Here is a 14,547-nt window from a genome sequence, read left to right as displayed (position 1 = left end):
TTTTACCTTTGGCACTTTGTGTAAAAAGGTGCATTAATACCTCAGTTTGCGAAGATACATATACATTCTTATTCTTTAAATGAAAAAATAATCTGTAAAAAAACAAAATGCCCCCAACACCTGCGCCGGTGTCGGGAGCATTTAAGGATTGAGCATTTATTGATAAAAAAAATCAGGCGTGTACGCTGATGCTTACTTCATCGCTCCATTGCCCTACGGGGTGGTCGTTTTGTATATAAATGGCTTTGTATTTCCATACGCCGCCTTTGAGGGGCAGGGGGTGGGCATCTAAATAGTGGGGATTGAGGTCGGTGGCGGCGTATTCGTAGCCTTTGCCCTCGCCTCGGTCGGCGTATATTTGTATGCCCTGATGGTTTTCCTTTTTCCATTGCACCTCCGGCTGTCCGCCTGCGCCGAGCCGCACTTTGAGCAGCGGGCGAAAATCGCTGCTGCCGTTGTCGCTGCTCTGGGTGCCTTCCAAACCCAAGTCGTTGCCATCGGCGATGGTGTAGGCGATATGGCTTTTGATGCGCTTGCCGATGCTGGCGGCGCGTTTGAACACACCCGGCAGCACTACCGGTGGCGCAGCCGTAGTGGGCGGCGGTGTAGGAACAGGCGATGCGCTCGCGCCTGCCGCTATGCCGTCTCGCACTTCATTTTTGTACTCTATCACTTTGCGCACATACTCTTCGGCTTTGTTGCGATAGTCGAGCCAATACGAAAATTGCAGGGCTGCCGCTTGCATATCGCTCACCTCGGCAGCCGTAATGCCGTATTTGGCGGTGTAGCCGTTGAGTTTTTGGGCAAAATTTTTGAGCCAAAGGTCTTTTTCCGAATCAATTCGGGGAATAAATGAAATCTTACTCATAAAAAAATCTTTTAAAAAATAAAAAAATGGTTTTAGTACGGTGTAGAGTAGTGGAATTACCAAACACGCCACTGTATAACGCAAAAAAAACAGGCTGCGTATTTTGTAACGGTTGTTTTTTTTGTTAAAATGTAAAATAACGACATTTGAGGTGCTACTGCCGCTGCCGTGGGTACTCCAACTTTGATAAAATTTGGAATATTGTCAGAGTTAAATACTGCGGCTTATGTCGTGGGCAACCCCAACTTTGACAAAGTTGCAACTTTGTCAAAGTTAAACAGTGCCGCATTTACCATTTGCGGTGCCGCATTTACCATTTGCGGTGCCGCATTTACCATTTGCGGTGCCGCATTTACCATTTGCGGTGCCGCATTTATCATTTGCGGTGCCGCATTTACCATTTGCGGTGCCGCATTTACCTTATGCAGTGCCGCATTTACCTTATGCAGTGCCGCATTTACCTTATGCAGTGCCGCATTTACCATTTGCGGTGCCGCATTTACCATTTGCGGTGCCGCATTTACCATATGCGGTGCCGCATTTACCATTTGCGGTGCCGCATTTACCATTTGCGGTGCCGCATTTATCATTTGCGGTGCCGCATTTACCATTTGCGCTGCCGTATTTACCATTTGCGGTGCCGCATTTACCATTTGCGGTGCCGCATTTACCATTTGCGGTGCCGCATTTACCATTTGCGGTGCCGCATTTACCATTTGCGGTGCCGCATTTACCATTTGCGGTGCCGCATTTATCATTTGCGGTGCCGCATTTACCATTTGCGGTGCCGCATTTACCATTTGCGGTGCCGCATTTATCATTTGCGGTGCCGCATTTGTCGTGGGATACCCCAACTTTGACAAAGTTGCAACTTTGTCAAAGTTAAGCACTGCCGTATTTGGCGTGCTTAGAAACAACATCAATTCGCTTATTATTCCGTTTTTTCATTTACCCTTATATCATCAATATCCGCCGAGTATTGCCAATATAAATGGAACAATAATATGGGTAATGCTGAAATCGGATAAAATATGCGCACCTTTTGGGCAGAGGAAACTCGGAGTAGCGGTATTATTTGGGTATGATAGTTCTGAAAAATTCGATTTTAAAGGTGGAACACCGCAGACGTAAAATCTTTATAGAAAAAATAATACCCAAAATCCGAGAACCCCTTTCGGGACGATGTAGGGGGCTGTATTGGAAAAGGCGTTTTTTATTTTTCTATCTATATATCAGCCCTGACGGGCTTTTTATACCCGCATTATGAATACGCAACAAATAAATTGTTTTTAGTAGAATGTTGGGAGTAGGGATTTATACAATTGCGGCAAACGGTTTGGGGCTTGGCGTTCGGGCGGGGTTTGGAGTGCAAAGTTTCAATTTTGTACTAAAATTCAATAGAATTACGGTTGTTGGATTTAGCACTAAACCCGCCATCTTTAAAAACCCTTATTAGCTGATTGCTCCTTTGTTTTCAAGGTTTATTTCTGTTTTATATTCTGTTCTTGGCTCCTCTATAAGGAATAAATCAAATTCTTTTTTATCGTTGAAACCTCCAATTTTTTGTTTGTATGTTAATGCAGTTTTAGGATCTTCAATTTCAAGTTTTCTATTTTTACTGATTGCCAAAAAATCTTCTTCTTGGTCAATTCCTAAAAATCGCCTATTTGCCAAATTAGCGGCAATACCTGTTGTCGAACTACCTGCAAACGGGTCTAAAATCCAAGCGTGTGGCTTTGTCGAAGCCAAAATTAGTCTTGTCAAAACCGACAAAGGTTTTTGTGTTGGATGTTTTCCGCAAGATTTTTCCCAAGGTGCAATGGCTGGCAATTTCCAAACGTCTTTCATTTGTTTGTCGCCATTGAGTTGTTTCATTAGTTCGTAGTTGAAATAGTGCGGAACTTTTTCGTTTTTTCTTGCCCAAATGATTTGTTCTGTTGAATATGTAAAATAGCGACAAGAAAAATTTGGCGGTGGATTTGTCTTTTCCCAAGTGATTACGTTCAGGATTTTAAAGCCCAATTCATTGAGAATTTGCCCAACCGAAAAAATGTTGTGCATAGTTCCGCTTATCCAAATGGTAGCATCCTCTTTCATTTTGCCACGAACCAATGAAAGCCATTTTCGGTTGAAATCATTAATAAATTCAAAGCCTTCGGATTTGTCCCATTTTCCTTTATTTACACTTACAATTTCTCCGCTTTGAATGGATAAACCATTGTTAGATAGAAAATAGGGTGGATCGGCAAAAACCATATCAAACTTGTGCTCAAATTGAGGTAAAAGTTCCATTGTATCTCCGTGAAGAAGATAAAAGTCTTTGTCGGAGGATTTGAAATAGGGTTTAAGCATTCAGTAATCGAAACATTGATTGAAATTCTTCAAGCGAACTTACTATTATTTTATCATTAAAACCCTCTTGAATGTCAGTCCAGCGAATTAAAGCATCATTTTCTTTAAAATCAAAAGTTGGGTCTAAATTTACAATTAACCCGTAGTATTCCCATGTAGCTGTGTCGTTTATAGAGTCAAAATACTCATAAAGTGATTTGATAGCTGTTGGTTTGTGGTCTGAATATTTTATTTCTATTTTCATGCTAAACATAATTAAGTTACTTTTGCAAATATACGAACAATTTTTTAAAACACACAATAAGTGTTTTTATGGCTGAAAATATTTTAATATCTTTCGGATTGAAGTTAAAGAGTTTGAGGCAAAAAAAATGCCTTACACAGGAGCAATTTGCGCAATTATGTGGCTTACACAAAAACTATATTGGGATGCTTGAAAGGGGGGAGAGAAATCCTTCTTTAATAAATATAGACATCATTGCAAAAGGACTTGAAATTTCTATATCAGAATTGATGAAATTTTAATCTTGTGAATTTTATCCCTACTTGACAAGTAATGTATAGGAAATAATCTCTTAAACCTTGAAAATGACCTGATACTAATATGCTATTCGTCAAGTTTGATTATTTCTTTGATTAATGATTTTCTTGCGTAAAAGGCTCTACTTGTTGAACCATGTCCTGCACCTTTCGTTCGTGCTTGTATCCATTTTCCATCTTTACCTGTCAATGATGAAAAACCTTTTTCTATACATTTATTGCGTATAAACTCATAATCTGCTTCTATTTCTTGAATAAGTGTGTTGCTTTCCAAAAAGTCAAATGATTGCACTTGTAGGAGTACAGACTTTTCATTATGTTTTCCATTCCACGAAACGGCACAATAAACTAGTGCTTTTAATTTCTCCCAACAATGACTTTTAAAAAAGGGTGTTTCCATCAGGTTGATAGGATTTATCATGGTGATTGCAAAGGTTTCTTTTGGAGTCCAAACTCCCTTTATCTTATAAAAAGCACTTGATTTAAGTTCAAAACCAAGTCCATTCGGAGCTTGTTTATTGTCATTTGAAAGTCCAGCTAAATGTTCGAGTGTTAAACCTTTCCACCCTTTATTTTGCTTCCCATTCAAATAAGGAGTAATGTCAAATTTTTTTGCCAATTCGGATAAATCTTGCCCTATATATTTTTCAAGATTTCGAATAGCAATTATTCTGGTAACCATTTGTTTTAATTTTAAATTGTAATAAAGGTTTTTTTTGTTTTGTTGGTAATAAGTAGCTCAGTTAATTCCCCTCTTTTCTCTGGATTTGCATTTATACTTCTCCTTGCATCTACTCGTTGGATATTAAAATCAGCATATAGGTCGTCAAAGAAATTATCATTACTATTTTTTCCTTTAACATCTGAATTACTCAGAATCCAAGTGTGATTTAATGTGTCGAGTTTGTTACAAAAATCTCTCAAACGAATTTGTTCGCTATCGTTAAATTCGTCTTTTGCATACGAATTAAAACTTGATGTTTCACTTAATGGTTTGTATGGTGGATCGAAATAAAATAGCGTATTTTGTTCAGCAAAATCAAGTGTTTGCTCAAAGTCTCCGCATAAAATTTCAACTTTTTGCAATGCTTCGCTTACCGCCAAAATATTTTCTTTGTCGCAAATGGTTGGTTTTTTATAACCGCCCATTGGAACATTGTACAAATTTTTGCTATTCACTCTATACAAACCGTTAAAGCAAGTACGATTAAGAAAAATAAACAAAGCGGCTTGTCCGCTTAGTTCTTCTTTTCTTGTGTTGTACAATTCTCTTTTTTCGTAGTAATAGCGTTTTTTATTGTCCTCGTTTCCTTCCAAAGTGTGATATTGGTTCTGCAAAATTTCGAGTATTGAAATCAGTTCTTTTGGATTTGAAGCGATTGTTTTATATGTATTTATTAAATCTTCGTTGATGTCGTTAATTACTGCTTTTTTTAGGTTTGGAAAGTTATTAATCATCCAAAAAAGAATAGCACCGCTACCAACAAAAGGTTCGATGTATGTGAAATTTTTCTTCGTTATGTTTGTCGGCAAAGTCCGTTCAATGTCGTTAATGAGTTGTGTTTTTCCACCTGCCCATTTCAAAAAAGGTTTTGCTATTTTATTCTCAGCCATTCTAATTTTTATTCAATTAGAGATTTTAAATTTACAATAAAATTTTCGGTTAGCGGTCGGTTTAGAATTTAGATTTTGTTCAAATATTGAATTTTTGCACGGTCGTTTTGGGGTGTCGGCAAACAACCTTCTGTCAGCATTTTGTATGGATTTATTATATCCACAAAAAACAAAAAAAAGAAAGGTGGCTTTTAGGGGCGATGCTTTTATAAAAGAAAACGCTCGCTGTTGCGAGCACCTCGTACAGGTGTCGGGAACAGCAAAATATCAAACAAAAAAAAACAAGGTTACGCCGCGTTTTGTCCTTGCTCGTGTATCACTTTCGCAAATACTTTTACTAATTTTTCGGCGCAATGCTCCCAAGTTAGTTTTTGTAAATCCTTAAAGCTTTCTTCTACAATTTTGTCTTTAAGCGGCTCGTTTTCAATGAGTTCTACAATTTGCTTCGCCATCAGGTTGATGTCCCAAAAATCGGCTTTGAGGGCGTGCGTCATTACTTCTGCCGCACCCGACTGCTTGGAAATTACCGTAGGAATACCAAATTGCGCCGCCTCCAACGCCGACAACCCGAAAGGCTCCGACACCGAAGGCATACAATACACATCAGCCATAGCGAGTAGTTTGTTTACTTTTTCGCGGTCTAAAAATCCGGTAAAATGAAATTTATTGCCCACCTGTTTGTACGCTCCGCCTTCAATGAGGCGTTTGAGGCGGTCGCCGTCTCCTGCCATCACAAAGCGCACCTTGTCGGTTTTGTTGATTACCTTTTCGGCAATTTCCAAAAAAGTTTCGGGTCCTTTTTGTCCGGTAATGCGCCCCAGAAACAACACTAATTTTTCGGGAAAACGCTTCGGCTCATGAAAAACCTTCACCGGATCTACGCCATTGTGAATGGGATAAATTTTGCGCGATTGTATGCCCAAGTATTTGTGAATGATAGTGCCGGTGTAGTAGCTCACGGGCACGATGGCATCGGCAATTTCCATCGCATATTTTTCTACATCGTAGATAAAGCCGCGCCCTTCGGGACCGGCGCGGTCGTACATCAGGGCGTGGGCGTGCCACACGAGGGGTTTGCCACTGATTTTTTTGATTTCTGCCCCCGCCAGCACCGTCATCCAGTCGTGGGCGTGTATTACGTCAAAATCCAAATGTTGGGCGAGTTTGGCGGCGTATTTGGCAAAGGCATACACCCGCTGCTGCACCGACTTGTCGTAGAGTTCGCCCTGCTTAAAAATCTCCAATTCGGCGAGCATCTCCTGCTCATTAATATCCTCAAAGCCGCCGCCGTGGAGCTGCCGGCGTTTGGGGCGACTGCTCTGCTCTATTACAGGCATTTGGCGTTGAGTAGTGCCAAAACGCACCACTTTTTTTTCTTCGCTCCAGTCGTTGTAGGGGTCTATGTTTATCGGAATTTCTTCTACTTTGGCAAAAGTTTCGTAGTGGTCTAAGATGCGTACATATTCAAAATCCTCTTTTTCTTCTACCCAGTGCTGCACCATTTCGCCGCGCAAATCCTGCGGTTTGAGGTTGTTCAAACCGGTGAGGGTGATGTTTTGGAGTTGATATTCGGGGTCGGAGCGCGGAATGATGATGTGCAAATCGGCATATTTTGCCAAGGCTTTCGCCATACCGAAGCAGGCGATACCCAAACCGCCGTTGATGAGGGGCGGAAACTCCCAGCCCAGCATTAAAACTTTTAATCTTTTCATTAAAAAAACGCCATTTTGATGAAAAAGTACGCACAAATAAAAGTATTTTTTATATCAAAAAAATAACTTTTATATCAAAGCACAAAATTAAAAATTAAAAAGGAATTATTTAAAAATCAAAATAATACTTAGCGTATTATTTCAAAACGATTTTGATTGCGCATCTGATAAGAAACATTGTTTTTTTGTTATAGAAGCTATAAATAGCAGCCTCTTTTATTAATAACGAATCGGCGGAGCAGACACATAAAAAAAAGCACCGTGTAAATTAAATAATACACGGTGCTTTTCTTACGGTTATTTTTTTTACCCTTAATTGCCCAAATACGATTTGAGCAATTTGCTGCGGGTCGTTACGCGCAATTTGTTGATGGCTTTGTCTTTAATCTGCCGCACGCGCTCGCGGGTAAGCCCGAAGCGGTCGCCGATGTCTTCCAAGCTCATACTATGCTCCACACCAATACCGAAATACAATTTGATAACGTCTTTCTGGCGTTCGCTCAAAGTGCTCAGGGAGCGTTCTATTTCGAGGCGCAACGACTCCAAATAATCCAAGCCTCTGTCGGTGCGCGGCGTGCCGGTGTTTTCGAGTACATCGAGGAGCGAGTTGTCTTCGCCTTCCTGAAACGGCGCATCTACGCTCACATGGCGCGCGGCAACCCCCAAAGTGGTTTCTACTTCGTCCGATTCAATTTCGAGCACATTCGCCAATTCTTCGGGCGAGGGCTCGCGCTCAAACTCCTGCTCCAATGCCGAAAACGCCTTGTTGATTTTGTTCAGCGAACCCACTTTGTTCAGCGGCAGGCGCACAATACGCGATTGCTCCGCCAAAGCCTGCAAAATGGACTGACGAATCCACCACACCGCATACGAAATAAATTTAAAGCCTCGCGTTTCATCAAAACGCTGCGCCGCCTTAATTAAGCCCAAATTGCCCTCATTGATTAAATCGCTCAACGACAAACCCTGATTCTGATATTGCTTTGCAACCGAAACCACAAAACGCAAATTGGCTTTTGTCAATCGTTCCAACGCATCTTGGTCTCCCGCTTTAATCCGCTTTGCCAACTCCACCTCCTCTTCCGGCGTGAGCAAATCCACCTTCCCAATTTCCTGCAAATATTTTTCCAGCGACTGGCTCTCGCGATTGGTAATGGATTTAGTTATTTTTAGCTGCCTCATAATAAAATCTCAAAAAATAAATAAAAGTGACAAGTAATGAATGTATAATAATAAAAAAAAACACAATCCGGTATTTTTTATATAAAAAACACCTAAAAAAAGTGTTAAATCATAAAAGTTTCGCAAAAGTAACCTACAACTTACAAAAAATTAAAAAAACTTTTACAAAATAAAACCATTTTTGCCTTTTCATGACTGAATAGCAACGTTACAAGGGTATTTTTAGTTGCGAAAATTGATTTTTTTTAAAAAAAATATACTTACTTATACAAAAATACATTTTATTTTATATCATTGCGCTTTGAAAATTGTACTAAGAAATGTCCAGACAAAAAGTAGTTTTTGAGTATTACGTGCGTTCCTCGCCCAGTATTTTATATAGTTTTCTCACCACCCCCGAAGGTTTATCGCAGTGGTTTGCCGATCATGTGGATAGTTTTGAAAATGAATATACCTTTTATTGGGACGGTAGCTCCGAGCAAGCCGAGTTGTTGGATTGTGAAGAAGATGAATTTGTGCGTTATCGTATGGAAGATTGCGAAGACGATGAATATATAGAGTTTCGCATCGGCAAAACCGAAATTGGCAATGATACGATGTTGTACATTACCAAGTTTCTGAACAAAAATGAAGTAGCCGATGAAAAACTTTTTTGGGATATTACCATTGATAAATTAATGGGTAGTATCGGCGGCAAAAATTAATTTTCTCCCGCTTTTTTCTCCACACCACCACGCCATTTTTGTATGTTTTTTGTATGATAATGCCTGCTGATATGCGGGCTTTTGTTGTCGCTGTCATCGTCAGCGTTTTTTTTGATGTGCTTGTTTTTTTATGTGTATTTAATTTCAAAAAAAAGATGAAAGAAATTAATATATCGCTATCCCTGCAAATTTTCGACAAAATCGGAGATTTTAATATACAAGAGCAACAGCTCATTCAAGCAGCGCAGGTCGCTTGTAAAAACGCCTACGCGCCTTACTCCAAATTTCAGGTGGGCTGCGCCGTATTGCTCGCCAATGGTGCCATTGTGAGTGGCAATAACCAAGAAAACGCCGCTTATCCGAGTGGCTTGTGTGCCGAGCGTGTAACCCTGTTTTATGCCTCTGCCAACTATCCCGATGTGCCGATGTTGAGCCTCGCCGTTACCGTAAATTACGAACAACTCCACTTAGAAGATTTTGTGTTTCCGTGCGGAGCTTGCCGGCAAGTAATCGCAGAGTATGAGCATAAATCTCAACAGCCACTGCGCATTATTTTGGTAGGAAAAAACGAATATGGCGTGTTGCGCTCCGGTTTGGATTTATTACCTTTCTTGTTTTCGGGAGATATATTAAAAAAAATAAAGTAAGACACATACTTGTTAAAAATATGGTATTTAATGCTTAATATTGCCTTCATAACATTTTACAACTAAACAGACACTAAAAATAATGAAACTGACTACTTTATTTCTTTCGTGCATTTTTGGTTTGAACACTTATTTTGTTGCCAACGACAAGCCCATTCAGGAGCAAAGCGACGATAAAGTGATAGAGCAAATTTACCATAAAGAGTTGCTTTATGGCAGCAGCTACGAAAACCTCCGCCATCTGTGTAAAAATATCGGACACCGGCTCAGTGGCTCGTCCGGAGCCGCCGCCGCCGAAAAATGGGCGCAACAAACCCTGAGCCGCCTCGCCGATACCGTGTATTTGCAACCTGTGAGCGTGTCGCAGTGGATACGCGGCAGAAAACAAACTGCCGAAGTAGTGTTGCAAAATAATATTATGCGCAGCCTGAAAGTATGCGCTTTGGGCGGCTCGCCCGCTACACCCACACAAGGCGTAAAAGGCGAATTGCTTGTGGTGGAGCAGTTGAGCCAGTTGGCGGCTTTGGGCGAAAAAGGTGTGAAAAACAAAATCGTTTTTTTCAACCGCCCGATGAGTGCCACCAAAATTGACCCTTTTGATGCTTACAGCGAAGCAGTGGAGCAACGTGTAAACGGACCTGCCGAAGCCGCTAAATATGGAGCTGCCGCCGCCATCGTGCGCTCTATGACCCACAAAAAAGACGACTATCCGCATACCGGAATCACGATGTACCAAACCAATTTCTCTATTCCGGCAGTGGCTATCAGCACCGTAGGTGCTGATTTTTTAAACGGAATTGGTACGGATAATAAAACAAATGTGAGTATCAATTTGGAATGTGCCACCAAAGGCGAAGTGACAGCAAATAATGTAGTGGCAGAAATTAAAGGCTCTAAATTTCCCAACGAAATTATTTTGGTGGGTGCGCATTTGGATAGTTGGGATTTGGGCGAAGGCGCACACGATGACGGTGCGGGCGTGGTGCATGTAATGGAAGTGCTGCATTTATATAAAAAGCTGAAAATAAAACCTTTGCGCACGATTCGTGTTGTGTTGTTTACAAATGAAGAAAACGGCGGACGTGGGGCAAAAAAATATGCCGAAGAAAGCAAACGCCGCAAAGAAATGCACATCGCTGCTATAGAATCGGACAGAGGCGGCTTTGCGCCGCGCGGCTTTGAGTTTGATGGCAATGATTTAGTGCGCAACCAATGCCTGAGCAAAGTGCAATCGTGGAAAAACCTATTTTCGCCCTATCGCCTCCACCATTTTGAAGCAGGCGGCGGCGGTGCTGATATTGATGTTTTGCGCGAGCAAAATGTGCCGCTTATCGGTTTTGTTCCCGACCCACAGCGTTATTTTGATTATCATCATTGCGAAACTGATGTATTTGAAGCCGTTAATAAAAGAGAATTGGAATTAGGAGCAGCCAGCATTACATCTTTGGTGTATTTATTGGATAAATATGGACTGAAATAGTATTTTTCAGTTTTTAAAAAACGGCAATAAAAAACGGTAATAAAAAAAGCGGCAACTTTTTTCAGGAAAGTTGCCGCTTTTTATTTTCTTCAATAAGCTGATTAATCAGCTTTCCATTTTGGCAAACGCCCCGGAATATAAGGTGCGCCTTTTTGTTCTAAATTTCCCGCTATGGTATCTATTTGTTGGTCGGTGCTTTGCAAAAGTTTGTAGGCTTCGTTGAATTGCTTTTTCACAATTTTCATTGACTCTACATAAGTGCCGGGCAACTCGCCGCTTACATAAAACAAATTGTACAGCATATTGTCAAAACGACCCTTCAAGCCGGGCAATGTTTCAAACTCGCGTTTTGCCAAAGAGCCGTCTCCGTTGAACTGCATTTCCAGCGTTTGCAAATTGTTTTCCACCTGTTTCAGCCCTTCCAACTCTGCGAGGGCGGGCTGTGCCGAGCGTTGGGCTGCCACTTTGAGGTGTTTTACTTTTTCGCCCAGTTCATTGCGGTAGTTGTCGGCGGCATCAATGGTGCGGCGCAGTTGTGCCAACTCTTTGCTAAATGTTTCGTATTCTTTTTGTTTGGCGGGCAAAGTGCGCTGCATCAAAGGATAAATACGGAAAGGTACGGCTTCGCTCAAAGCCTCGCTTTTGCCGTTTTTAATGAGGAGCATTTGTACGGTGTAGCTGCCCGGTATTGCCAGCATACCGCTTTGCGGCGGGTCGTATTTGTCGGTTTCTGCCGCTTGTAAGGTGGTTGGTGAGGTCATCTCGTGGCGGAAATCCCACGAAACTCTTCCCATTCCTTTTTTTGCAGCACCCCGCAAAGAACGAACGGTATTGCCTGCATCATCTTGTATCACAAACAGCAAATAAGGGGCTTCTTCGTTGTCTTCCAAGCGCAAGCTATCGTTGGTAGGGTAGGAGATAGTGCCATTTTTTTTCAAAATTTCGGCTTCGCGCTCTTTGCGCAATTTTTTAATGCTTTTATAATCATCTTTTACAAAATAAGTAAATACTGCACCTGCCGGCGGATTGGGAGCTACATAAAAAGCATCGCCTTTGTCGCCTTTTCCTTTATCGCCCAAAGGATAACGTTCCAAATACATAGGCGCATCTTTTACAGAAAAAATAGTTCCTTTTTTGTCAAAATCCTCTTTTTTGAGCGTTTGTAAAACAGAATAATCATCTAATACATAAAAACCGCGCCCAAAAGTAGCCAGCACCAAATCATTTTCGCGCTGTTGGATAGCGATGTCTTTAACGGCAATGGTGGGCAAGCCGCCTTTCATTTGCAGCCAGCTTTTGCCGCCGTCTAATGTGAAAAACACCCCAAATTCAGTGCCTGCAAACAACAAATTGGGGTTTTTGTGGTCTTCGGCGATGCAATACACCGAGCCGCGCTCCGGCAGATTGTTTTGTAGTGCCGTCCATGTTTTTCCTTTATCTTTGCTGATAGAAATATAAGGTTTGAAATCGCCGTTTTTGTGGTTGTTGAAAACAGCATATACCGTATTTTCATCATATTGCGAAGCCAGCAAAAAGCTGATATAAGTATTTTCGGGAATACCGCCAAAACGCTCATATTTTGTCCAGTTTTTGCCGCCATCTGTCGTCACTTGAATCAAACCATCATCAGTACCTGCATAGAGGATATTTTCGTTTTTTGGCGATTCGCTGAATGAAACGATATTGCCGTAGTACGAGGTAGATTGGTTTTTTGCTACGGCATCTACGCTCCACACTTTGCCCATAACGGGAAGTTTGTTGCGGTCGGTTTGGCGGGTGAGGTCGCCGCTGATGGCAGTCCACGAGTCGCCGCGATTGTCGGAGCGAAACAGGCGGTTGGCGGCGTAATAAATGCGTTCGGGGTGGTGATGACTGATGGCGAGCGGCGAGTCCCAGTTCCAGCGCAAAGCAGCATCGCCCTCCATTTCCTGCGGTTTGATGTCAATAATTTGACCGCTTTTTTTGTCGTAGCGTATCAAGCCGCCGTATTGCCACTGCGAATACACAATGTCGGGGTTGGTGGGGTCAATGGCGGGCTCAAAACCATCGCCGCCTACGGTAACAAACCAATCCCAATTGGTGATGCCCGATGCGCTGAAAGTGCGCGAAGGTCCGCCGAGTGTGTTATTATCTTGTGTGCCGCCGTAAATGTTGTAAAAAGGTTCGGCATTGTCCACCGCCACACGATAAAATTGTGTAATGGGCAAATTGGTTTTGAAATTCCACGTGGCGGCGGCATCGTAAGTTTCGTATAAGCCGCCATCGCAGCCTACGAGCCAGTGTTGCGGGTTGCGGGGGTCTATCCACATAGCGTGGTTGTCCACGTGTTTGGTTTTTTCGCCTACTTTTTTAAAAGTTTTGCCGCCGTCGTGACTCACTTGCAGCCAGGTATCCATTGAATAGATGCGCTCGGCATTGGTGGGGTCGCATATAATTTCGCAATAATAATTGCCGGCAGTGCTGTGGCTGCTTTGTTTTTCCCAGCTTGCCCCGCGATTGGTGGAGCGATACAAACCTTTACTTTCGTTGTCGGCTTCAATGAGGGCATAGAGCAGGTCGGGATTTCCGGCGGGTATTGCCATAGAAATACGTCCTACATCGCCGGCGGGCAAGCCGCCTTTGAGTTTGTCCCACGTTTCGCCGCCGTTGGTGCTTTTGTAAATGGCAGATTCGGGACCGCCGCTGATATAAGTCCACACATGGCGGCGGCGTTGGTGTGCGGTGGCATACAATACATCGGGGTTGTTGGGGTCAATATGAATTTCATTGAATCCGGTATTTTCGCTCACTTCCAATATTTTTTTCCAGTTTTTACCGCCGTCTGTGCTTTTATAGATACCTCTATCGCCGCCTGCCGACCACAGGGGTCCGTATGCTGCTACATATATAGTATTGGAGTTGCGGGGGTCAATGGCAATTTTGCCGATATGTTCGGAGTTTTTTAAGCCCATATTGGTAAAACTCTTACCGCCGTCTTCTGATTTATAAATACCATCGCCGTAAGCAACAGAGCGTTGGTTGTTGTTTTCGCCACTGCCTACCCACAGCACATTGGGATTGTTGGGGTCGAGGGTGAGGCAGCCGATAGAGAAAGAGCCTTGCTCATCAAAGAGCGGCTCAAAAGTAGTGCCGCCGTTGCTGCTTTTCCATACGCCGCCCGAAGCTGCTGCAACGTACCAGATATGTGGTTGCGTGGGGTGAATGGCGAGGTCGGAGATGCGACCCGAGGTAACTGCAGGACCGATGCTGCGAAAATTGAGTGCGGAGTAGGTGTCTTCATTGACAAAAGGCTCTTTCGGAAGTTTTTCGTCTTTCTTTTCATCTTTTTTTTGTGCCCAAGCCGTTATTGTAGCACCTAACCACAAAAAACATAGTATTTTTTTGTACATAGAAATAGATAGTGAATGATGATAAAATGAATAAAAGCCAAAAATAATAAAAACTTGTA

Annotated in this window: 14 protein-coding genes; 6 read left to right on the top strand and 8 right to left on the bottom strand. The window is 42.2% G+C overall.

Features of this window, described 5'->3' with window-relative positions; translation table 11 throughout:
* Positions 1 to 172: 172 nt before the first annotated feature.
* A complete protein-coding gene (locus IPL35_02155; GenBank protein ID MBK8442272.1) occupies positions 173 to 868 on the bottom strand; it encodes a hypothetical protein in 696 nt (231 codons plus the stop codon).
* 280 nt (positions 869 to 1,148) lie between these two features.
* On the opposite strand from IPL35_02155, the gene IPL35_02150 reads away from it, so the two are divergent.
* Positions 1,149 to 1,754, top strand: a complete 606-nt coding sequence (locus IPL35_02150; GenBank protein MBK8442271.1) for a hypothetical protein — start codon at positions 1,149 to 1,151, stop codon at positions 1,752 to 1,754.
* Positions 1,742 to 1,999, top strand: a complete 258-nt coding sequence (locus tag IPL35_02145) for a hypothetical protein (GenBank protein ID MBK8442270.1) — start codon at positions 1,742 to 1,744, stop codon at positions 1,997 to 1,999. The genes IPL35_02150 and IPL35_02145 overlap by 13 nt, the downstream gene beginning before the upstream one ends.
* A gap of 321 nt (positions 2,000 to 2,320) precedes the next feature.
* Here the strand turns inward: IPL35_02145 and IPL35_02140 are convergent, their stop codons facing one another.
* Both IPL35_02140 and IPL35_02135 read right to left on the bottom strand, forming a co-directional pair.
* A complete protein-coding gene (locus IPL35_02140) occupies positions 2,321 to 3,220 on the bottom strand; it encodes a site-specific DNA-methyltransferase (GenBank protein ID MBK8442269.1) in 900 nt (299 codons plus the stop codon).
* On the bottom strand, positions 3,213 to 3,464 hold the full coding sequence (locus IPL35_02135; protein ID MBK8442268.1) for a hypothetical protein: 252 nt from the start codon (positions 3,462 to 3,464) through the stop codon (positions 3,213 to 3,215). Before IPL35_02135 ends, IPL35_02140 begins: the two co-directional genes overlap by 8 nt.
* Before the next feature lie 68 nt (positions 3,465 to 3,532).
* Between IPL35_02135 and IPL35_02130 the strand changes: the two genes are divergently transcribed.
* Positions 3,533 to 3,745 (top strand): helix-turn-helix transcriptional regulator, encoded by a 213-nt coding sequence (locus IPL35_02130; protein ID MBK8442267.1) that lies wholly within the window; start codon positions 3,533 to 3,535, stop codon positions 3,743 to 3,745.
* Positions 3,746 to 3,827: 82 nt separating this feature from the next.
* On the opposite strand, the gene IPL35_02125 is transcribed toward IPL35_02130, so the two are convergent.
* From IPL35_02125 to IPL35_02110, 4 genes are all read right to left on the bottom strand, one after another.
* Positions 3,828 to 4,442, bottom strand: coding sequence for a hypothetical protein (locus IPL35_02125; protein ID MBK8442266.1), 615 nt, complete (start codon positions 4,440 to 4,442; stop codon positions 3,828 to 3,830).
* A gap of 11 nt (positions 4,443 to 4,453) precedes the next feature.
* Positions 4,454 to 5,374, bottom strand: coding sequence for a DNA adenine methylase (locus IPL35_02120; GenBank protein MBK8442265.1), 921 nt, complete (start codon positions 5,372 to 5,374; stop codon positions 4,454 to 4,456).
* Between the two features lie 287 nt (positions 5,375 to 5,661).
* Entirely contained in the window at positions 5,662 to 7,086 is a 1,425-nt protein-coding gene (locus tag IPL35_02115) for a glycosyltransferase (GenBank protein MBK8442264.1), read from the bottom strand.
* Positions 7,087 to 7,398: 312 nt separating this feature from the next.
* Complete coding sequence (locus IPL35_02110; protein MBK8442263.1) at positions 7,399 to 8,268, bottom strand: sigma-70 family RNA polymerase sigma factor; 870 nt, start codon at positions 8,266 to 8,268, stop codon at positions 7,399 to 7,401.
* 320 nt (positions 8,269 to 8,588) lie between these two features.
* Here IPL35_02110 and IPL35_02105 point away from each other — a divergent pair, with 320 nt between their 5' ends.
* The 3 genes from IPL35_02105 (at position 8,589) to IPL35_02095 (ending at position 11,099) form a co-directional block, all read left to right on the top strand.
* Positions 8,589 to 8,972, top strand: a complete 384-nt coding sequence (locus IPL35_02105; protein ID MBK8442262.1) for a hypothetical protein — start codon at positions 8,589 to 8,591, stop codon at positions 8,970 to 8,972.
* A 155-nt stretch (positions 8,973 to 9,127) separates the two neighbouring features.
* On the top strand, positions 9,128 to 9,619 hold the full coding sequence (locus IPL35_02100) for a cytidine deaminase (GenBank protein ID MBK8442261.1): 492 nt from the start codon (positions 9,128 to 9,130) through the stop codon (positions 9,617 to 9,619).
* Positions 9,620 to 9,701: 82 nt separating this feature from the next.
* Positions 9,702 to 11,099, top strand: a complete 1,398-nt coding sequence (locus IPL35_02095; GenBank protein MBK8442260.1) for a M20/M25/M40 family metallo-hydrolase — start codon at positions 9,702 to 9,704, stop codon at positions 11,097 to 11,099.
* Positions 11,100 to 11,200: 101 nt separating this feature from the next.
* On the opposite strand, the gene IPL35_02090 is transcribed toward IPL35_02095, so the two are convergent.
* Entirely contained in the window at positions 11,201 to 14,488 is a 3,288-nt protein-coding gene (locus tag IPL35_02090) for a glycosyl hydrolase (GenBank protein MBK8442259.1), read from the bottom strand.
* Between the last annotated feature and the right edge of the window lie 59 nt (positions 14,489 to 14,547).

The sequence above is a fragment of the Sphingobacteriales bacterium genome (assembly GCA_016711285.1).
In the GTDB taxonomy this organism is placed as follows: domain Bacteria; phylum Bacteroidota; class Bacteroidia; order Chitinophagales; family UBA2359; genus JADJTG01.
Note: the sequence above shows the minus strand (reverse complement) of the source record. Positions and strands in the feature narration are given on the sequence as shown.

Coding starts and splice junctions, on each gene's coding strand:
- IPL35_02155 (MBK8442272.1), bottom strand. CDS start 868: ATGAGTAAGATTTCATTTATTCCCCGAATTGATTCGGAAAAAGACCTT.
- IPL35_02140 (MBK8442269.1), bottom strand. CDS start 3,220: ATGCTTAAACCCTATTTCAAATCCTCCGACAAAGACTTTTATCTTCTT.
- IPL35_02135 (MBK8442268.1), bottom strand. CDS start 3,464: ATGAAAATAGAAATAAAATATTCAGACCACAAACCAACAGCTATCAAA.
- IPL35_02130 (MBK8442267.1), top strand. CDS start 3,533: ATGGCTGAAAATATTTTAATATCTTTCGGATTGAAGTTAAAGAGTTTG.
- IPL35_02125 (MBK8442266.1), bottom strand. CDS start 4,442: ATGGTTACCAGAATAATTGCTATTCGAAATCTTGAAAAATATATAGGG.
- IPL35_02120 (MBK8442265.1), bottom strand. CDS start 5,374: ATGGCTGAGAATAAAATAGCAAAACCTTTTTTGAAATGGGCAGGTGGA.
- IPL35_02115 (MBK8442264.1), bottom strand. CDS start 7,086: ATGAAAAGATTAAAAGTTTTAATGCTGGGCTGGGAGTTTCCGCCCCTC.
- IPL35_02110 (MBK8442263.1), bottom strand. CDS start 8,268: ATGAGGCAGCTAAAAATAACTAAATCCATTACCAATCGCGAGAGCCAG.
- IPL35_02105 (MBK8442262.1), top strand. CDS start 8,589: ATGTCCAGACAAAAAGTAGTTTTTGAGTATTACGTGCGTTCCTCGCCC.
- IPL35_02100 (MBK8442261.1), top strand. CDS start 9,128: ATGAAAGAAATTAATATATCGCTATCCCTGCAAATTTTCGACAAAATC.
- IPL35_02095 (MBK8442260.1), top strand. CDS start 9,702: ATGAAACTGACTACTTTATTTCTTTCGTGCATTTTTGGTTTGAACACT.
- IPL35_02090 (MBK8442259.1), bottom strand. CDS start 14,488: ATGTACAAAAAAATACTATGTTTTTTGTGGTTAGGTGCTACAATAACG.